Genomic DNA, 19,546 nt, shown 5'->3' with positions numbered 1-19,546 from the left:
GCGATCCTTCGCGGTTGATGGAAACCATGCTAACCGATGGTCGCGCTATCGCCGCGCCATGGTCTGTTCGTTGAACCACGCCACGCAGAAGTCGAGGAAGCTGCGCAGCTTGGGGGTCAGCTGGCGATCGCGTGGATACACCAGGTTGATCCAGGTCGACACCGGCACGTACGCCGGCAGCACTTCCACCAGTTCACCGCGCGCCAATGCTCCGGCCAGCATTTCGTGCGGCTGCAGGATCAGCCCCAGCCCCCCGATGGCGGCGGTCAGCAGCGGCTCGGCCTGGTTGACCATGAAACGGCTGGACACCGGCACGGTCAGCACGCTGCCGTCGGCGTCGCGGAAGCTCCAGCGGGTGCGGATGATCGAATGCGCGAAACCCAGGCACTCATGGCGGCTCAGATCGGTCGGGCGAACAATGGCCGGGCGCGATGACAGGTAGGTCGGCGATGCACACAGGACCAGGGGATACGGCCCCAGCCGTCGCGCCACCAGCCCGCTGTCGGCCAGGTCACCGGTGCGGAACACCAGGTCGTAACCGTCTTCGACGATGTCCACCAGGCTGTTGGACAGGTTCAGATCGACCTGCACGTCCGGGTACTGCTGCATGTAAGCCACCACCGCCGGACCCAGTGCGTGCACGCCGAAGGTGACCGGCGCGCTGATGCGCAGGCGTCCCATCGGCCGCCCGCGGGCCACTTCGGCCAACTGCTCGGCGCCCTCCACTTCTTCCAGGATCACCCGCGCCCGCGCCAGATAGGCCTGGCCGAAGTCGGTCAGGCTCTGCTTGCGCGTGGTGCGGTTGAGCAGGCGCACGCCCAGGTGCTGTTCCAATGCCTGGATATGCTTGCCGACCAGTTGTGGCGACAGGTCCAGTGCATCGGCCGCAGCGGCGAAGGAGCCGGCCTCGGCCACCTTGGCGAAGGTCCGCAGGGGAGCGATCAGGTCCATTGCAAAAAATTATTTTTCAATGAAACTCGAGATTACCCCTTATTCTGGATGCAGACCACGCGCACAGTAGACCTCACCTTCCTGCCGGCCCCCTTCGCCGGCTTCTCATTGGAGCCCTCCCCATGACCCAGGTTGTCCGCATCCACGAGTACGGCAACGCCGATGTCCTGAGCATCGACGACATCGACGTTGCGGCCCCTGCCGCCGACGAGATCCAGATCCGGGTAAAGGCCATCGGCCTGAACCGCGCCGAGGTGATGTTCCGCAACGGCGCCTACCTGCAGGAAGCGCAGTTCCCCAGCCGCCTGGGCTACGAAGCGGCCGGCGTGATCGAAGCCGTCGGCAGTGCGGTGAGCGGGTTCGCAGTCGGCGATGCCGTCAGCGTGGTCCCGCCGCTGGATATCGCACGCTGGGGCACGTACGGCGAACTGGCCAACGTGCCGGCGCGGCTGGTGGTCAAGCATCCGCAGGCACTGGGCTTTGAAACGGCGGCCGCGGTGTGGATGCAGTACGTCACCGCTTGGGGTGCGTTGCTGGAGCAGGCGCAGCTGGCTGCCGGGGATTTCGTCATCATCACCGCTGCCAGCAGCAGTGTCGGCCTGGCCGCGATCCAGATCGCCAACGCGGTAGGTGCCACGCCGATCGCGGTAACGCGCGGCCCGGGCAAGCGCCAGGCCCTGCTCGATGCCGGTGCCGCCCATGTCATCGCCACCCTGGAACAGGATCTGGCGGCCGAAGTGGCGCGCATCACCGGTGGTGCCGGTGCCCGCGTAGTGTTCGACCCGATTGGTGGCCCGCAGTTCGTGCCGCTGACCGAAGCCATGGCGCGTGGCGGCATCCTGCTGGAGTACGGTGCGCTGAGCAGCGAACCGACCCCGTTCCCGCTGTTCAACGTGCTGGGCAAGTCGCTCACGCTGAAAGGCTATCTGTACTCGGAAATCGTCTCCGACGATGCCGCGTTGGCCCGCGCCAAGGCCTTCATCGTCGACGGCCTGGACAAGGGCGTGCTGATGCCGATGATCGCAAAGGTGTTCCCGCTCGCGCAGATCCAGGACGCGCATCGTTACCTGGAATCGAACGAGCAGATCGGCAAGGTGGTGGTGACGGTGTGACAGCGCCACGCACTGGGGTCGGCCCGCCGCCCCCAGTCCGGTTACCTCGGCAACGCAAACGCCATCACGTAATCGCCGTTCGGGGTTTCCATGAAATGGTGGCCGCCGGCCATGATCACCACGTACTGTCGCCCGCCCTGCTCGTACACCATCGGGTTGGCCTGCCCACCCGCCGGCAGCTTGGCATGCCACAGTTCCTTGCCGGTCTTCAGGTCGATGGCGCGCAGTAGATCGTCGGTCGCAGCGGCGATGAAGATCAGGCCGCTGGCGGTGACCACCGAGCCGCCATTGTTTGGCGTACCGATCTCGATCGGCAGGCCGGAGCGGATTCCGAACGGCCCATTGCCGCGCGCACTGCCGAATGGGCGGTCCCACAGCAGTTTGCCGGTGCGCAGATCGATGGCACGGATGCCGCCATAGGGTGGCTGCTTGCACAGCAGCCCGGTGAACGGCAGCCGCCAACCTGCGTTCACCTGGATGCCATAGGGCGTTCCCACCTGCGGGTCACCAGCCCCTTCAGCGCCGCCCTTGTCGACGCGGATCTTCTCGCGCGGCAGCCAGCCCATGCGATCGGCCTCCGCGCGCGGTACCAGCCGGTTGTAGTTGGGCATGTCGTTGTAGTTGGCCACGATCACGCCACGGCGGGTATCCACCGCCACGCTTCCCCAGTCCGAACCACCGTTGTAGCCGGGGTACTCGATGGAGTGCCGATCGCTGCTCGGCGGCGTGTAGAAGCCTTCGTAGTACGCCTTGCGGAACTGGATGCGGCAGACCAGCTGGTCGATCGGAGTGATGCCCCACATGTCGCGCTCGGTCAGGTCATGCTCGCGGCGCAGTGTGTGGTACAGCGAGAACAACTGCGTGGGCGAACGCTGCTCGGGCTCGACGCCACCGACGGGTACCTTGCGCTCCTCGGCGGCGGTCAGCAGCTGGCCGTTGCGGCGGTCGAGGATGTACATGTCGCCCTGCTTGGTCGGCAGCAGGATCGCCGGCACCTTGCCGGCCGCCGTCGGGTAATCGATCAGGCTGGCCTGCGAACCGAGGTCGTAGTCCCACACGTCCTTGCGCACCGCCTGGAAATGCCAGACCGGCTTGCCGGTGGCCACGTCGATCGCAACCAGCGAGGTCGAATAGCGGTTCTGGTTTTCGCTGCGTGAGCCACTCCAGTAGTCGCCCGCCGAGTTGCCCAGTGGCAGGTAGACCAGGCCCAGCGCCTCATCGCCGGTCGCGGTGGTCCACATGTTCGGCGTGCCGCGCGTGTAGGTCTGCTCGCGCGGCGGCAGGCCGTTGCGCTCGGGCTGGTCCATGTCCCACGCCCAGCGCAGCTTGCCGGTGATCGCGTCGTAGGCCTGGATCACGCCCGAGGGCGCGTCGCGGCGCTGCCCATCCAACACCTGGTGACCGGTCACGATCACGCCTCGCACGATCGCCGGTGGCGAGTTGATCGACACGTAGCCAGGGGGCACGTCGCCCATTCCAAGGGTGATGTCGACCTGGCCGTTGTTGCCGAAGTTGGCGCAGGGACGGCCGCTGTCTGCGTCCACCGCGATGATGCGGCCGTCCAGGGTGCCTTCGATGATGCGGGCCCAGCACGCGGGATGACTGCCCGGCGTAGCGCTGCGGGTGACGCTGGGCGGTGGTTCGGGCAGCGCCAGATCGGCCGCGACATCGGCCAGCGCCGCATCGGCCATCGTAGGCGCGCTCGGCTGCTCGTAGTAGCTCACGCCACGGCAGGCGGCGGTGTACGGGATCGAGGCGTCCTTCACCTTCGGATCGAACCGCCACAGCTCCTTGCCACTGCTGGCGTCAAGCGCGATCAGGCGGTTGCGCGCGGTGCAAAGGTACAGGCGGTCGCCGACCTTCAGGGGCGTGGTTTCCGCGCCCCAGCGCTTCTTCGGCAGGTCACCGGTGCGGAACTGCCAGGCCGGCTGCAGCGTGGCCACATTGGCCGGGGTGATCTGCTGCAGGGGCGAATAGCGGGTGCCCGCATTGCTGCGGCCCCACGCCGGCCAGTCGCCTTCGGCGGGCTGGTCAGCCGGCTGCAGGCCAGTGGTATCGCGCGTTGGTTCCAGTCCGGCGCTGACGGCGCCTTCCGGGAACGGCAGGTGCCCGTCCACTTCACCATGCGGGGCGAAAGCCAGGCCGAAGGCGGCCACGAACACCAGCATCAGCAAGCCCGCCACGCTGCGCGACAGACGCTTTGAAACCGGCTCGCGCAGCGTCGGCGCCAGCAGCGCCAGCACGATGCCCAGCGCGGTCACCAGGCCCAGCCGTGGCACCCAGCGCCAGTAGTCGCTGCCCGATTCCCACCAGGTCCACAGCAACGTGCCCACGAACACCAGCGCGTACAGCAGCGCGCCACTGCGGCGGTTGCCGAACAGCAGGATGCCACTGACCAGCAGCCCCAGGCCGGCGATGGCGTAGTACGCCGAGCCACCGAGGCTGAGCAGCCACGCACCGAGCCCGCCGATGACCAGGCCGAGCACGACCAGCAGCAGCGACAGCACGGTGACCAGAGGATGGCGGGGCGGAGGCGCGGAAGCAGACTGCGGCGTGGCGGACATCGTCGATCTCCGGGGGGCAGCATGCGCCGTTATCCCACCGCCGATGTGAAGCGCGCGCGTAAGTGCGGGCACCGGATACGACGACGCCGGCACAGGGCCGGCGTCGTCGGGTACCTCAACCTCGCGGCAGGATCACTCCTGCGCGGCGTCCTCGCTGCTGGCAGCAGCCGGGGCGCCATCGGTCGCGGCCGGGGCGGCGACAGCCACCTCGTCCTCGTCCTCGTCGATCGAGGCATCCATGCGCTCCACCGCCTGCAGCTTCTCGTCCTTGGACAGGCGGATCAGGGTCACGCCCTGGGTGTTGCGGCCGACGCGGCTGATTTCCGAGCCACGCGTACGCACCAGGGTGCCACCATCGGAGATCAACAGGACCTCGTCGCCCGAACCCATCAGTACCGCAGCGACCAGCTTGCCGTTGCGCTCGGTGGTCTGGATACCGATCACGCCCTGCGTGCCGCGACCCTTGCGCGGGTAGTCCGGCAGCGGGGTCCGTTTGCCATAGCCATTTTCGGTGGCGGTAAGGATGTACTGCACGCTGGCGTCATCGGCGCCGTCGATCACCGCATCGCCATTGGCTGCGGTTTCCTCGACACCGTTGTCGTCCTCGTTCTCGTCCTCGCTGCCACCCGCACTTTCGGCCACGATCAGGCTGACCACTTCCTCGCCGGCCGGCATCTTGATGCCGCGCACGCCGGTAGCGGTACGGCCCATCGAACGGACCTTGTCCTCACCGAAGCGCACGGTCTTGCCGTTGGAGGCGAACAGCAGGATGTCGCGCTCGCCATCGGTCAGGCCGACGCCGACCAGGGCATCGCCCTCGTCGAGGTTGATCGCGATCTTGCCGCGGGCCAGACGGAAGGCGAACTCGCCCAGCGGGGTCTTCTTGACCGTACCGTTCTTCGTGGCGAAGAACACGAACTGGCCATCAGCGTACTCACGCACCGGCAGTACAGCCTGCACGCGCTCACCCGGTTCCAGCGGAATCCAGTTGATGATCGGGCGGCCACGGGCGTTGGAACCGGCTTCCGGCAGCTGGTAGACCGGCAGCCAGAACACCTTGCCCGAACTGGTGAAGGTCAGCAGCGTGTCGTGCGTGTTGACCAGCCACAGCTGCTCGATGAAATCCTCTTCCTTGGTGGACGCTGCACTGCGGCCACGGCCACCCCGGCGCTGCGCGCGGTACACGCTCACCGGCTGGCGCTTGACGTAGCCAGCATGGGAGACGGTGACCACCACGTCTTCCGGCGCGATCAGGTCGAGGATGTCCAGGTCTTCTTCGCTGTGGCGGATTTCGGTACGACGCTCGTCGCCGAACTCGGCCTTGACGCTGATCAGCTCTTCGCGGATCACCTGCAGCAGGCGATCGGGATCTTCCAGGATGTGGATCAGCCCGGCGATCACTTCCAGCAGCTGCTTGTATTCCTCGGTCAGGCGGTCTTGCTCAAGCCCGGTCAGGCGGTGCAGGCGCATTTCCAGGATCTGGGTCGCCTGGATCTCGGTCAGCTGGTAGCCGCCTTCGATCAGGCCCACACCCTTGGGCAGGTCATCCGGACGCGAGGCTTCGGCACCGGCAGCGCCCAGCATCGAACCGACCAGGCCTGGCTCCCACAGGCGCGCGAGCATGCGCTCACGGGCTTCGGCGGGGTTCGGCGAGGTCTTGATCAGTTCGATCATCTCGTCGATGTTGGCCAGCGCGACGGTCAGGCCTTCCAGCACGTGGGCACGGGCGCGCGCCTTGCGCAGCTCGAACACGGTGCGGCGGGTGACCACTTCGCGACGGTGGCGGACGAACGCCTCCAGCATCTGCTTGAGGTTCATCAACTGCGGGCGGCCATCGACCAGCGCCACCATGTTGATGCCGAACACCGATTCCATCTGGGTCTGCTGGTACAGGTTGTTCAGCACAACCTCGGCAGATTCACCGCGCTTGATCTCGATGTAGATGCGCATGCCGTCCTTGTCGGACTCATCGCGCAGCTCACTGATGCCTTCGATCTTCTTTTCCTTGACCAGCTCGGCGATCTTCTCGATCAGACGCGCCTTGTTCACCTGATAAGGAATTTCAGTGACGATGATCGATTCGCGGCCGTTGTCGGCCACTTCGATGTCCGCCTTGGCACGGATGCGCACGCGGCCACGGCCGGTGCGGTAGCCGGCGATGATGCCGGCGGTGCCATTGATGATGCCGGCAGTGGGGAAGTCCGGGCCCGGGATGTACTCCATCAGGCCGTCGACATCGATTTCCGGGTTGTCGATCAGCGCGATGCAGGCGTTGATCGACTCGGTCAGGTTGTGCGGCGGGATGTTGGTGGCCATGCCCACCGCGATGCCGGCCGAACCGTTGACCAGCAGGTTCGGGAACCGGGTCGGCATGACCGTCGGCTCCAGTTCCTTCTCGTCGTAGTTGGGCTGGAAATCGACGGTTTCCTTGTCGATGTCCGCCATCAGCTCATGCGCAAGGCGCGACATGCGTGCCTCGGTGTATCGCATCGCCGCAGCGGAATCGCCGTCGACCGAACCGAAGTTACCCTGGCCATCGACCAGCATGTAACGCAGCGAGAACGGCTGCGCCAGGCGCACCAGCGTGTCGTACACCGACTGATCGCCATGCGGGTGGTACTTACCGATGACGTCACCGACGATACGCGCCGACTTGAAGTAGGGCTTGTTGCTGTGCGCGTTCAACTCGTTCATCGCGAACAGCACACGACGATGCACCGGCTTGAGGCCATCGCGCGCATCTGGCAGCGCGCGGCCCACGATCACGCTCATGGCGTAATCGAGGTAGCTCTTGCGCATCTCGTCTTCCAGGTTGACCTGGATGATTTCCTTGGCGGTTTCTGCCATTCGGGTTCCGTTGTCTGGTAGCGGTCCAGTCCGGCGCAGCCCCCTGCGGGAGGGAGTCGTGCCGGAACCTCGATTCAACCGCTGGATTCTACCACAAAGGGGCGTTTCCCGCCTGCCTTTACGGTGATTTTACCGGCACAAATCAGGAACTTAGGGGGTTGCCGGCCAGCGGCCGGCGCTACCGGGGGCTGGGGGTCGGAGCCCGTCCCTGCGGAAAGGGATCCGACCACGACCCTGCCTGCCTCAACCGCCGAAGGCGGCGCGCATGTTCTCGACGGTCGGGTTCAGGATCACGCCACGTTCGGTCACGATGGCGTCGATCAGCTCACCCGGGGTTACGTCGAACACCGGGTTCCAGGCGGCGATGCCCTCGGCCACGGTGCGGGTGCCGCCCACGCCGTACAGCTCGCCCGGGTCACGCTGCTCGATCTCGATCTGGCTGCCATCCACGGTCTCCATGTCCACCGTGGAGGACGGGGCCACGACCATGAACTTCACCCCATGGTGGCGGGCGGCGATGGCCAGCTGATAGGTACCGATCTTGTTGGCCGTATCGCCATTGGCGCAGATGCGGTCAGCGCCGACGATCACCCATTGCACCGCGCCGGTCTTCATCAGGTGCGAAGCCGCCGAGTCGGCGATCAGCGTCGCGTCGATGCCATCCTGTTGCAGCTCCCACACGGTCAGGCGCGCACCCTGCAGCCACGGCCGGGTCTCGCCAGCGAACACGCGGGCGATGCGATGCTGGGCCATGCCGGCGCGGATCACCCCCAGGGCGGTGCCGAAGCCAGCGGTGGCCAGCGAGCCGGTGTTGCAGTGGGTCAGCACGCCGCTGCCCTCTTCGATCAGGCCCGCACCGAGCGCGCCCATATGGCGGTTGGCGGCCAGGTCTTCCTCGGCGATGGCCTGCGCCTCCGCCTCCAGCAACGCCTTCCAATCGGCACCGGCGGCAGTCAGGCAACGACGCATGCGCGCCAGCGCCCAAGCCAGGTTCACCGCCGTCGGGCGCGAAGCATTGAGCCGCTGCAGCGCTGGTTCCAGCTGCTGCAGGGCATGCACGCCATCAGCTGCATGCACATCCCGCGCAGCCAGCACCACGCCCCAGGCAGCGGCAATGCCGATCGCCGGCGCGCCGCGCACGGTCAGCGCATGGATCGCCGCAGCAACCTCGTCGCTGTCATGGCAGACCACGTGTTCAACCACGAACGGCAGCTTGCGCTGGTCGAGCAGTTGCAGGGCTTCGCCTGTCCACAGGATCGGGCGGATGTGGTCGTAACGGGCGTAGTCGATGTCGGAGGCAGTGTTCATTGGCCCATTGTAGGGCCAGGCCCCACGTGGTTGGAGCCTGCCCGGGCTCAATTCACCGAGAATTCGGCCCGGCAGCCGCCGTCCACCCAGATCCCGTTGCGGCTCCAGCCCCAGGTGCTGCCCTCTTCGCACGGCGTGCTGGACAGCTGCTGGGTGACGACCGCTCCAACGGAAATGCTGGCACCGCAGAAGCGGCGCTTCTTCGACTTCGACTCGCAGGTCAGGCGCCGCGGCACGTCGACGAAACGACCCTCCTCGTCGGCCACTTCGAAATCACCCTGGCAGCCACGCGTGGTCCAGACTTCATTGCGCTTGTAGCCCCAGCCCTGCCCCTCCCGGCACGGAAGCACCGACAACTGGCGCAGCAGGCGCACCGGGGCGCCATCGAGCCGCACCGGGCAACTCTGCGGGCGACCATTGGACTCACAGCGCACCACGCGGCGCACCAGGCGCTTGCCCTGGGTGCTGGCCGGCTCTGCCGCTCCTTGCGCACGGCGTGCACGGAACTCGGCACGGCAGCCAAGAGTGACCCACACACCACTGCGGTCGGTCCCCCACTCACTGCCGCGGATGCAGCTGTTGCTGGACAGCTGGCGAACCAGGTCGATGCCGTTGCTGACATCGATATCGCAGTGCACCCAGGCCATGTCACGCGATTCGCAGGTCACCACTTCGCCGTCATAGCCGGCCTGCTGGGCCAACGCCGACGACGATGCGAACACCCCCCATATCGCGAGGGAGTACACCGGTGCAGCGACGACCGCGAACCACTTGACCAAAGGCTTCCCCACGAGACTGGATGAACTGCCATGCCAGTGTGAGGCACGTGGGATGATGAGAGCATCATCATGCTTGCTGAATCAAGCGCGAAATCCGTCGATTCCGTTCAGCCTGCAGATTTCAGAAAGACCCGGAAAACTCAGGCGTGGGCAAAATCGTAGGCCAGCACATCGGCGATGCGCGGCGTGCGGTTCATCGCCATCAGCAGGCGGTCGATGCCCACCGCCACGCCGGCACAGGCCGGCATCGACGGCAGCGCTGCCAACAGCGCCTCATCCAGCGCCGGCTGTACCTGCCCACGCTCGTGCCGACGCTGCAGATCATGCTGGAAGCGCGCACGTTGCTCCTGCGCGTCATTCAGTTCGTGATAGCCGTTGGCCAGCTCCACCGCCCCCAGGTACAGCTCGAAACGCTCGGCCAACGGCGGTGTGCCGGGGCGGATGCGCGCGAGCGCGGCCTGGCTGGCCGGCCAGTCATGGACCACGGTCATGACCGCGTCATCGAAGTGCGGTTGGATGTGGTGGGTCATCAGCAGGTCCAGCCAGTCATCGCGGGTCAACCCGACCGGATCGATATGCACGTCGCCCAGCGCGGCACGCAGCGCGGCTTCGTCGGCATCGAACGGATCCACGCCTACATGCTGCTGGAACAGCTCGCGATAGCTCATCACGCGCAAGCGGGCACTGCGCCCGACCAGCGCCAACGCCTGCCCGACCAGCTCGGCGGTTTCCTGCACCAGCCGATGGTGGTCCCAGCCGACCCGGTACCACTCCAGCATGGTGAATTCAGGATTGTGGCGACCACCCGCTTCGCCATTGCGGAATACGCGGCCCAGTTCATAGCAGTCGCCGACGCCTGCAGCGAGCAGGCGCTTGAGCGGATACTCCGGCGAGGTCCGCAACCAGCGGCGGCGGCCACCGGCATCGACATGCCCGGTGAAATCGGTGTGGAAGCTGTCGATGTTCGGCTCGGTGTTGCCGGCCACCGACAGGATCGGGGTTTCCACTTCCAGCACATCGCGCTCGGCGAAGAAGCGGCGCAGCAGCGCGTTCAGCGCGGCGCGCTGCTGCAGCGCCCGCAGCAGGGCCTCGCTCACAGGATGCCCTCCGGGCGCGGATGGTCCAGCGGCAGGGTCAGCAGGTCACGGGTGTCGTCGATGTAGCCGCTGGCCAGGTACAGGCGTCGGGCCAGTTCGTTGTGGTGGTTCACTTCCAGGCGCAGGCGGCTGACGCCACGACCGCGTGCGCGCTGTTCGCAGATCGCCAGGGCCTGTTTGCCGCGACCACGACCGCGCGCGCGATGGCTCAGGTACAGCTCGTCCAGCAGCATGAAGTGACCGCCCTGCTCCAGGCTGAAACCCATCGCGATCACCGCATAGCCGACCACCTCGCCGGCTTCGTCCAGCCACAGCAGTACTTCACCGTTGCGCGGGTCGGCCAGCAGTGCATCCACACCGCGACGCACGCGGGCGTCGTCGAAGTCGATCTTGTCTTCGGCGTAGAACTCGCGCATCAACGCGATCAACAGTTCCTCATCGGCACGGGTGGCCAGGCGGAAATCCAGCGGGGCGGTCTGCATCGGTGTTCCTTTGTATTTCATGCCGGCCGCAGGAGCGCCCGGCGGAGGCTTCATTCGTGCTCGGCGAGATAGGCCAGCAGGCGGTCTTCGTCCCACACCGGCACGCCCAGCGACTGCGCCTTGTCCAGCTTGGAGCCGGCCTCGGTGCCGGCCACCACGAAGCTGGTCTTCTTCGACACACTGCCGGAGACCTTCGCACCCAGCGCCTCCAGGCGCTCCTTGGCGGCATCGCGGGTGAGCTGGGCCAGGGTGCCGGTCAGCACCACGGTCTGTCCATCCAGCGGGCCGGCGACGATCTCCGCAAGCGCGGGGGCCTTGGCCAGGATCTGCCGCATCGCTTTCTCAGCGGCCAGCAGCATCGCGCCGTGGCCCTCGGTATCGAGCCACTCGGCCAGGCCACGCGCAGTATCGTCGGGCAGGCCTGCATTGACGAACTGACCATGCTCGGCGTCGAGCACTGCCTGCGCGCCGGGCAGCGCAGCGACCAGTTTTTCCGCACGAAGGCGGGTGATGCCGGGAATCTCCGATTCCACCATCAACTGCGCCAGGTCCAGGCCCTCACGCAGCTTGGCACTGGGGGCGTGTGCATCGCTGATGCGTACCTGGCCGACCTGCAACAGATCATCGATGGCCTGCTGGTTTCCCTGCTGCTCGAAGAAATGACCGAGCGAGCGGGCTACTTCGCCACCGATGTCCGGCACCCGCTTGAACAGCGGCCACGGCAGGTGGCGGATCAACTCCAGATCGCCAAACCACTGCGCCAGCGCCTTGGCCGTGCTTTCGCCGACGTGTTCGATGCCCAGTGCGAACAGCAGCCGCTCCAGCGTGGCAGCACGGCTGGCGTCGATCGCCGCGATCAGGTTGTCAGCCCACTTGGTGGCGATCTTCTTCGTGTTCCATTCAAAGCTGGCCGGCTGCACCAGTGCCTGCGCGCGCCAGCCTGGATCGTTGCCGTCCAGCTTGAGCACGGCATTGAGCACCGCGCCGCTGCCTTCGGCAGGCAGATGCAGCTTCAATGCGGCAGCCAGTGCCGAAGGATCTTCGGCATCCAGCACCAGTTTCAGGTGCAGCAGCTGGTCACGGCTGAGCCGGTACAGGTCGGCCACGCTCTTGACGATGCCGGCGTCAACCAGGGTCTCGATGTATTTGTCGCCCAGGCCGTCGATATCCATCGCGCGGCGCGAGGCGAAGTGCGCGATGGCTTCCTTGCGCTGCGCCGGGCAGGACAGCTCGCCCGAACAACGCCACGCCGCCGCTCCCTCCTCGCGCACGATCTCCGAGCCACACACCGGGCACTGCGTCGGCATCTGCCACGGCGTGGTGCCCTGCGGACGACGGTCGAGGATGACGCTGACCACTTCCGGAATCACGTCACCCGCACGTCGCACGATCACGCTGTCGCCGACGCGCACATCGAGGCGCGCGATCTGGTCGGCGTTGTGCAGGGTGGCGTTGGAGACGATTACACCGGCCACGGCCACTGGCGCCAGGCGCGCGACCGGCGTGGCGGCACCGGTGCGGCCGATCTGGATCTCGATCGCTTCCACGGTGGTGCTCTGTTCCTGCGCCGGGAACTTGTGTGCGATGGCCCAGCGCGGTGCGCGCGAGACGAAGCCCATCGCCTGCTGCCCGGCGCGGTCGTCCAGCTTGTAGACCACGCCGTCGATATCGAACGGCAGGCCATCACGGCGCTCGCCGATGTCACGGTAGTAGCCAAGCAGGCCATCGGTGCCATCCACCACCTTGCACAGCGCACTGACCGGGAAGCCCCAGCTGCCGAGCTGTGCCAGCGTGCCCGAATGGGTATCGGGAAGCTCGCCCCCCAGCACCTCGCCGGTGCCGTAGGCGAAGAAACTCAGCTTGCGCTGCGCGCTGATCTTCGGGTCGAGCTGGCGCAGCGAGCCGGCTGCAGCATTGCGCGGATTGGCCAGCACCTTGCCACCCTGCAGGCGCGCACGCTCGTTGTAGGCCTCGAAGTCGGCGCGGGCCATGTAGACCTCGCCGCGTACTTCTAGCACATCCGGCCAGTCCTTGCCGTGCAGGCGCTTGGGGACATCGCCGATCTCGCGCAGGTTTGCCGTCACGTCTTCGCCAGTGCTGCCATCACCGCGGGTCGCGCCCAGTACGAAATGCCCCTCTTCGTAGCGCAGGCTGATTGCCAGGCCGTCCATCTTCGGCTCTGCCGAGAACTGCAGGCTGCGGCGGCCCAGGCGCTCATCGATGCGACGCACGAAATCGGCCACTTCCTCATCGCTGAAAGCATTGGACAACGACAACATCGGCACCGCATGGCGCACCTCGGCGAAACGGCCCGAGGGACGCGCTCCTACCTGCTGGGTAGGGCTGTCGGCACGGGCCAGTTCCGGATGCTCGCGCTCCAGCGCTTCCAGCTCGCGCACCATCCGGTCATAGTCGACGTCGGGGATCTCCGGCGCATCCAGCTCGTGGTAGGCGCGGTTGGCCTGGGCGATCTGCCGGCGAAGGTCTTCGGCGCGTTCGGCGGGGCTGGGGCTCATCGGGATCCGGTGGTTCTGGGATGGCCGGGAATTCTACCGCGCCCGGGCGTCAGGCCCTGTAACACCACCGCCTTTGTTGCGTCGAGCTTGCTCGACTGCTCCCCCGCTCTGGCAGATACCAACCACTCCCCCGCTCCGGTAGGTGCCAACCATTCCCCGCTCCGCATTCCCCGCTCCGGTAGGTGCCAACCATTCCCCGCTCTGGTAGGTGCCAACCTTGGTTGGCACATCTGTAGTCGAGCACGGCTCGACTCTACAAAAAGCAGCTTGCCGCCCGCCCCCACCAGCGCTAGCGTGCAGCAGCCAACCTTCGGAACCCCGCCCGTGACCCTGCCCGCCTCCCGTCGCCGCTTCCTGCAACTGGCCGGTGCCGGCCTTGCCGTGGCCGGCAGCAGCCTGCCCCGCCTGGCCCAGGCCCAGCCTGCTGCGGCCACAACGCCGACTCCCAGCGAGGGCGCGGTACTGCTGAACTTCAATGAGTGCCCGTACGGCCCCTCACCCGCTGCCCAGCAGGCGGCACGCGAGAGCATCGCAAGCTGCGGCCGCTACCGCTTCGAGCTGGCGGGCCAGGTGCGCGACGCTTTCATCGGGCAGGCCGGCATCCCGGCCGATCATGTGCGCCTCTACCCCGGCTCCAGCGAACCGCTGAATCGTGCGGCCACGCTGTGGACCGGCCCGCAGGCAGGACTGGTAGTTGCCGACCCGACCTTCGAAACGCTGGGCGAAGTGGCCGCCGCACACGGCGCGCACGTGCAGAAGGTGCCGCTGCGCGATGACGGCGCGCACGACCTGCGTGCGATGGTTGCTGCCGCACATGCGCACCCGACCGGGCTGCTGTACGTGTGCAATCCGAACAACCCCACCGGCTCGATCAGCCCACCGGTCGAGCTCGCCTGGCTGCTGGCCAACAAGCCTGTGGCCACCCGTGTACTGGTCGACGAGGCCTATCTGCAGTACAGCGAGCAGCCCAGCCTGATCGGCCAGGTGGCCCAGCGCGATGACCTGATCGTGCTGCGCACGTTTTCCAAGCTGTACGGCATGGCCGGTCTGCGCCTTGGCGTGGCCGCTGCACATCCGGACCGGCTGCGTGAACTGGCCAGCCTCGGCGACAACCCGCTACCGGTACCGGCACTGGCGGCGGCGCTGTCCAGTCTGCGGGATCCGCAGCTGATCCCGCAGCGACGCCTGCAGAATGCCAAGGCACGCCAGGCCACCGTCGCGTGGCTCGGCAAGCGCGGTTTCAACTGCGTGCCTTCGGAGGCGAACTGCTTCGTGGTCGACGTCCAGCGTGACGGCGGCGCGTTCGCCAAGGCAATGGCGGAGAACGGCGTGGTGATCGGTCGCAGCTGGCCGATCTGGCCGCAGCGCGTGCGGGTGACCGTCGGTACCGAAGAGGAAATGGCGGCGTTCCGCCAGGCGTTCGCGAAGGTGGCCGGCGTACCGGCGTAACCCCATCCGGGTGGATGCCGGCCGCTGGTCGGGGTGGGTGCCGACCGCTGGTCGGCACACCGGAAAAAACGCTTTTACCAGCGCGGGGTCTTGGTCAGCGGCGGTGCCTGGTGCTGGCGATCATAGGCACGCAGCTCGTCACGGATGTGTGCGATGCGCTGACGACCCAGGGCATTGCGGCCGTCATCCAGCACCACGCCGTCGAGCAGTTCGGCCATGCGCTGCACGGTCGGCAGCATCTTCTCCCAGGCATCCAGCGCGGTCAGCGGTGCCGGCAGGGTCAGGAAGAAGGCGATGGCCGGAGTTTCCATGGCGCGGATGTTGGCCATGTCGAAGCTGCCCGGATTGATGACGCTGGCCATCGAGAAGATCGGTCCGCGCTCGGGATAGCCCTCCACCAGGCGGTGGAACACGTTCATATGGCCGAAGACCAGGCCGGTCTTCTCGGCGGCCACTACGATGTCCTCCCCGCGCAGCTGCTCGCCGGCGCGGGCCGCCACCAGCAGCGAAACGATCTTGTCGAAATCCTGGGTGGCGCGCTTGCCGAGGTCGCTGGCTGCGCCCAGATCGGTGTCGGGGAGACCGAGTTCGGCCTGCTCGCCTTCCCCGCCCATTCCCGGTTCAATGCGGCCATCGGCCACGGGGACGCCGTCATCGCCCAGCACCGGCTCGCGGCGTTGACCGCTGGTCGGTTCCGCGCCTTCCACGCGGCGCCCCTGGGGCTTCTTTTTCGGACGGCCAAACAGGAAGATCGCGGCGATCAACAGCAGGCCGGCGGCCAGGATGCCGATGCGCAACAGTGCCGTGTCGGACATTCGATAGGTTCTCCGGCTAGTTCATTCAGGTAACTAGGATGGCACGTCAGGCCGCGCCCGCCAATCGTGCGGCTTCTTCCAGGTCCACGCTGACCAGGCGGCTGACGCCCGGCTCGCGCATGGTCACGCCCGACAGCTGGTGCGCAGCCTCCATCGTCGCCTTGTTGTGGCTGACGAACAGGAACTGCACCTTCTCGCTCATTTCCTTGACCATGTTGGCCAGGCGGCCGACGTTGGCCTCGTCCAGCGGCGCGTCCACCTCGTCCAGCAGGCAGAACGGCGCGGGGTTCAGCTGGAAGATGGCAAACACCAGCGCTACCGCGGTCATCGCCTTCTCGCCACCGGACAACAGCGAGATGCTGGACACGCGCTTGCCCGGCGGGCGCGCCATGATGGTCACGCCGGTGTCGAGCAGGTCTTCTCCGGTCAGTTCCAGGTAGGCATGGCCGCCACCGAACAGGCGCGGGTACAGGGCCTGCACGCCGGCATTGACGCGGTCGAAGGTGTCCTTGAAGCGGCCGCGGGTCTCGCGATCGATCTTGCGGATGGCATCTTCCAAGGTCTCCAGAGCGGTGGTCAGGTCAACATGCTGCGCGTCCAGGTACTCCGATCGCTGCGAGGCCTCTCCGTACTCGTGGATGGCAGCCAGGTTGACCGGCTCCAGCCGGCGCATGCGGCCGTCGATCTGGTGCACGGCCTGCTCCCAGTCGCCCAGGCGGGCTTCTTCGGGCAACGCGTTGAGCACATCCTGCATCACGAAACCGGCCTTCTCCACCGCAGCCTGCAGCGTGTCGGCACTGAGCACCAGCGCCTGCTGGTCCAGCTTGCGCTGGGAAATACGCTCGCGCTGGGCCAGTGCCTGTTCGTCGCGCTGGTGGCGGGTCTGCTCGTAATTGCGCAGTTCGGCATCAATGCCGTCCAGCAGCGTACGCGCCTCGGTCAGCACACGGTCGGCACGCACGCGCTCTTCCAGCGCGTTCTGGTGCTCGGCCTGCAGCGATTCGACCGGCGAATCGCCCTCATCGAGCTGCGAGTGCAGTTCGCCCAGGCGTGAATCCAGCTGGCCACGTTGGGTGCTCATGCGCTCCAGCGCCTGGCTCAACGAGGCCACCTGGGCGCGCTGCGATTCCAGGGTCAGGGCCAACGCGTGCGACCGCTCGCGTACCGCACGGGCGGCGTCGCGGGCCAGATCGCGCGCCTCGGTCAACTGACGGCGTTCGCCCTCCAGGCCCTGCCGGTTCGACTCCAGGTCGCCCATGCTGTTGACCGCATTCTCCAACCGCGCACGCGCTTCACGCGCCTGCTCGCGATTGATGTCCAGGGTCTCCAGCAACTGGCTGAGCTCGCCTTCGATGCGGTCGATGCGTGTGCGTGCCGCCTCGACCTTGCCCTGCTGGCCCTGCAGCTGGCCAGCCACTTCGGACACAGCGCGGTGCGCCAGGTACAGCGCGCGCTGTGCATCCTCGCGCTGCTGTTCGGCGGCCAACAGGTGTTCGCGGAAACCGGCCAGCTGTTCTTCCAGTTCGGCTTCGCGCGATTGCAGCTGCTCGATCTGCTCGCGCAGTTCGTTGATTTCGCGTTCGCGCAGCAGCGCGCCCTGCTGGGCCGCGCCAGAGCGCGCGACGCGCAGCCAGCCCTGGCCCAGGCGCTCGCCGCCCTGGGTGATGATCGAATCGCCTTCGGGCAGGCGGGCCTGCAACGTTTTCGCTTCGGCCAGATCGCTTGCAGCGTGCAGATGGGCCAGCAGGCGACGGATCGCCGCCGGGCCACGCACACGAGCGGCCAGCGAGGTAGGGGCAACCTTCAGATCTGCGTCGCCGCTGGCAACCAGCGCGATACGGCCATCGCCTAGCTCACCCAGTGCATCGACCAGGCTGGACGGATCGTCGACCAGCACGCCTTCGATCAACTGGCCAAGCGCGCTTTCCACCGCATTTTCCCAGCCGGCATCAACGTCCAGGCGTTCGCCGACACGCGCCGCCGAATCCAGCCCACGCGCCTTCAGCCACGCCACGGCAGCGCCCTGCTCCTGGCCCAGCGCGGCCTGCTGCAGGGTCTCCAGCGAGGCCAGCCGGCCACGCAGGCCGTTGGCCTGCTTGCGCAGTTCGGCCAGTTCGTTCTGGCCATTCCGCTGCTGCTCCTGCACCGCCGCCACGCCCTGCTTGCGCAGCTCGACGTCTTCACTCAACTCGTCCAGCGCGGTCTTCTGCGTGTCGTGCTGCACGTGCAGCTGCTCGAATGCTTCTTCCAGCGCGTCCACGTCCAGCCCCGCGCGTTCGGCCGCCAGCGCCTCGCGACGACGGTCGGCATCGAGGACCTGCTTGTCCAGGTAGTCCACGCGGGTGCGCTCGACCTCGCCAGCGCGCGAGGCTTCCGAGCTCTGCGAGGTGTGCTGCTCCCAACGCTGCTGCCAATCGGACAACCGCGCTTCGGCCTCACGCAGGCCTTCCTGCTTGATCTCGTTCTCTTCCTGCAGTTCTTCCAGCTGCGGGGTGGCCGCATCGACCGCTTCGCGCAGCACCATCAGCTTGGCTTCGTCACCACTGATGTGCTGGCCAAGCTCGGCCAGTGCCTGGCGGGTTTCATCGCGCGCCTTGTGCAGGCGCTGCGACAGTTCGCGCTGGTGCTGGATCTGCTGTTCGAGGCGGGCCAGCGTGCTGCCCACCTGGTAGACCTCGGCCTGCGCGGCATTGAGCGCGTCGGCAGCCTCCTCGCGGCGCACGCGGGAAGTCTCGATCCGCGCCTCGGCGTCGCGCTGGTCGGCAATCAGCTGCTGCAGTTTGGTCTCTTCCTGCGACAGGCCTTCGCGCAGTTTGGACAAGCGTCCATCCAGGCCACGGAACTCCAATGCCTTCCACTCGGCATCCTTGACCCGGCGCTCTTCCTGCAGAGCCTGGTACTGCTCAGCCTGCCTGGCCTGGCGCTTGAGGTGCTCCAGCTGCTTGCCGATCTCGTCGCGCAGGTCACCCAGCCGGTCCAGGTTCTCGCGGGTGTGGCGGATGCGGGTCTCGGTCTCCTTGCGGCGCTCCTTGTACTTGGAGATGCCGGCGGCCTCTTCCAGGTACACGCGCAGGTCTTCCGGGCGCGCCTCGATGATCTGGCTGATCATGCCCTGCTCGATGATCGAGTAGCTGCGCGGGCCCAGGCCGGTGCCGAGGAACAGATCGGTGATGTCGCGGCGGCGGCACTTGGTGCCGTTGAGGTAATAGTTGCTGGTGCCGTCGCGGCTGACCGTACGCTTGACCGAGATCTCGTTGAACGAGGCGTACTCGCCGGAGATCGTGTGGTCGGAGTTGTCGAAGATCAGCTCGACGGTGGCCTGCGATACCGGTTTGCGGGCATTGGAACCGGAGAAGATCACGTCGGTGAGCGAGTCACCACGCAGGCGGCTGGCCGAACTTTCGCCCATGACCCAGCGCACGGCGTCGATGATGTTCGACTTGCCGCAGCCATTGGGGCCCACCACGCCGGTCATGTTGGTCGGCAGGTGCAGGGTGGTCGGATCGACGAACGACTTGAAGCCGGACAGCTTGATCGTGGAAAGACGCATAGGGTTTCCGGACTGGGGCCGACGAGCGGCCTGCGTTTACCCTCCAAGTCATTGATCCGATTGGGATCGCTGGCCG

12 protein-coding genes are annotated in these 19,546 nt (G+C 66.8%); 2 read left to right on the top strand and 10 right to left on the bottom strand.

Annotated features, from left to right (window positions below):
* Positions 1–45: 45 nt before the first annotated feature.
* On the bottom strand, positions 46–951 hold the full coding sequence (locus V9K93_RS13045) for a LysR substrate-binding domain-containing protein (RefSeq protein ID WP_337302667.1): 906 nt from the start codon (positions 949–951) through the stop codon (positions 46–48).
* A 122-nt stretch (positions 952–1,073) separates the two neighbouring features.
* Here V9K93_RS13045 and V9K93_RS13040 point away from each other — a divergent pair, with 122 nt between their 5' ends.
* Positions 1,074–2,063 carry a zinc-dependent alcohol dehydrogenase family protein gene (locus V9K93_RS13040; RefSeq protein ID WP_337302666.1) on the top strand — a complete coding sequence of 330 codons (990 nt, stop codon included), beginning with the start codon at positions 1,074–1,076 and terminating at the stop codon, positions 2,061–2,063.
* Positions 2,064–2,104: 41 nt separating this feature from the next.
* On the opposite strand, the gene V9K93_RS13035 is transcribed toward V9K93_RS13040, so the two are convergent.
* The 7 genes from V9K93_RS13035 to ligA form a co-directional block, all read right to left on the bottom strand.
* The gene (locus tag V9K93_RS13035) at positions 2,105–4,627 is read right to left on the bottom strand and encodes a membrane-bound PQQ-dependent dehydrogenase, glucose/quinate/shikimate family (protein ID WP_046986792.1); all 2,523 of its coding nucleotides are present in this window, start codon (positions 4,625–4,627) and stop codon (positions 2,105–2,107) included.
* A gap of 132 nt (positions 4,628–4,759) precedes the next feature.
* A complete protein-coding gene (gyrA, locus tag V9K93_RS13030) occupies positions 4,760–7,474 on the bottom strand; it encodes a DNA gyrase subunit A (RefSeq protein ID WP_012511546.1) in 2,715 nt (904 codons plus the stop codon).
* A 243-nt stretch (positions 7,475–7,717) separates the two neighbouring features.
* A complete protein-coding gene (mtnA, locus tag V9K93_RS13025; RefSeq protein ID WP_337302665.1) occupies positions 7,718–8,782 on the bottom strand; it encodes an S-methyl-5-thioribose-1-phosphate isomerase in 1,065 nt (354 codons plus the stop codon).
* Between the two features lie 47 nt (positions 8,783–8,829).
* Complete coding sequence (locus V9K93_RS13020) at positions 8,830–9,561, bottom strand: DUF3011 domain-containing protein (protein ID WP_337302664.1); 732 nt, start codon at positions 9,559–9,561, stop codon at positions 8,830–8,832.
* A gap of 140 nt (positions 9,562–9,701) precedes the next feature.
* Positions 9,702–10,658 carry an EF-P lysine aminoacylase EpmA gene (gene epmA, locus V9K93_RS13015; protein ID WP_046986788.1) on the bottom strand — a complete coding sequence of 319 codons (957 nt, stop codon included), beginning with the start codon at positions 10,656–10,658 and terminating at the stop codon, positions 9,702–9,704.
* Positions 10,655–11,140: a GNAT family N-acetyltransferase gene (locus tag V9K93_RS13010; protein WP_006376440.1), complete on the bottom strand. Its 486-nt coding sequence runs from the start codon at positions 11,138–11,140 to the stop codon at positions 10,655–10,657. The genes epmA and V9K93_RS13010 overlap by 4 nt, the downstream gene beginning before the upstream one ends.
* Before the next feature lie 50 nt (positions 11,141–11,190).
* Complete coding sequence (gene ligA / locus V9K93_RS13005) at positions 11,191–13,656, bottom strand: NAD-dependent DNA ligase LigA (RefSeq protein WP_478473663.1); 2,466 nt, start codon at positions 13,654–13,656, stop codon at positions 11,191–11,193.
* A 324-nt stretch (positions 13,657–13,980) separates the two neighbouring features.
* Between ligA and V9K93_RS13000 the strand changes: the two genes are divergently transcribed.
* A complete protein-coding gene (locus V9K93_RS13000; RefSeq protein WP_046982625.1) occupies positions 13,981–15,105 on the top strand; it encodes a pyridoxal phosphate-dependent aminotransferase in 1,125 nt (374 codons plus the stop codon).
* A gap of 74 nt (positions 15,106–15,179) precedes the next feature.
* Here the strand turns inward: V9K93_RS13000 and zipA are convergent, their stop codons facing one another.
* Positions 15,180–15,920 carry a cell division protein ZipA gene (zipA, locus tag V9K93_RS12995; protein ID WP_046982626.1) on the bottom strand — a complete coding sequence of 247 codons (741 nt, stop codon included), beginning with the start codon at positions 15,918–15,920 and terminating at the stop codon, positions 15,180–15,182.
* A 46-nt stretch (positions 15,921–15,966) separates the two neighbouring features.
* Positions 15,967–19,470, bottom strand: coding sequence for a chromosome segregation protein SMC (smc, locus tag V9K93_RS12990; RefSeq protein ID WP_337302663.1), 3,504 nt, complete (start codon positions 19,468–19,470; stop codon positions 15,967–15,969).
* Positions 19,471–19,546 lie beyond the last annotated feature (76 nt).

This window comes from Stenotrophomonas sp. CCNWLW162, assembly GCF_037203745.1.
In the GTDB taxonomy this organism is placed as follows: Bacteria; Pseudomonadota; Gammaproteobacteria; order Xanthomonadales; family Xanthomonadaceae; genus Stenotrophomonas; species Stenotrophomonas maltophilia_AQ.
This window is presented reverse-complemented; position numbering and strand designations above follow the sequence as displayed.

Excerpts from the sequence above, each read along its gene's own strand:
- ligA (WP_478473663.1), bottom strand. The coding sequence starts at position 13,656 with ATGAGCCCCAGCCCCGCCGAACGCGCCGAAGACCTTCGCCGGCAGATC.
- mtnA (WP_337302665.1), bottom strand. The coding sequence starts at position 8,782 with ATGAACACTGCCTCCGACATCGACTACGCCCGTTACGACCACATCCGC.
- V9K93_RS13040 (WP_337302666.1), top strand. The coding sequence starts at position 1,074 with ATGACCCAGGTTGTCCGCATCCACGAGTACGGCAACGCCGATGTCCTG.
- V9K93_RS13035 (WP_046986792.1), bottom strand. The coding sequence starts at position 4,627 with ATGTCCGCCACGCCGCAGTCTGCTTCCGCGCCTCCGCCCCGCCATCCT.
- V9K93_RS13045 (WP_337302667.1), bottom strand. The coding sequence starts at position 951 with ATGGACCTGATCGCTCCCCTGCGGACCTTCGCCAAGGTGGCCGAGGCC.
- zipA (WP_046982626.1), bottom strand. The coding sequence starts at position 15,920 with ATGTCCGACACGGCACTGTTGCGCATCGGCATCCTGGCCGCCGGCCTG.
- V9K93_RS13010 (WP_006376440.1), bottom strand. The coding sequence starts at position 11,140 with ATGCAGACCGCCCCGCTGGATTTCCGCCTGGCCACCCGTGCCGATGAG.
- gyrA (WP_012511546.1), bottom strand. The coding sequence starts at position 7,474 with ATGGCAGAAACCGCCAAGGAAATCATCCAGGTCAACCTGGAAGACGAG.
- smc (WP_337302663.1), bottom strand. The coding sequence starts at position 19,470 with ATGCGTCTTTCCACGATCAAGCTGTCCGGCTTCAAGTCGTTCGTCGAT.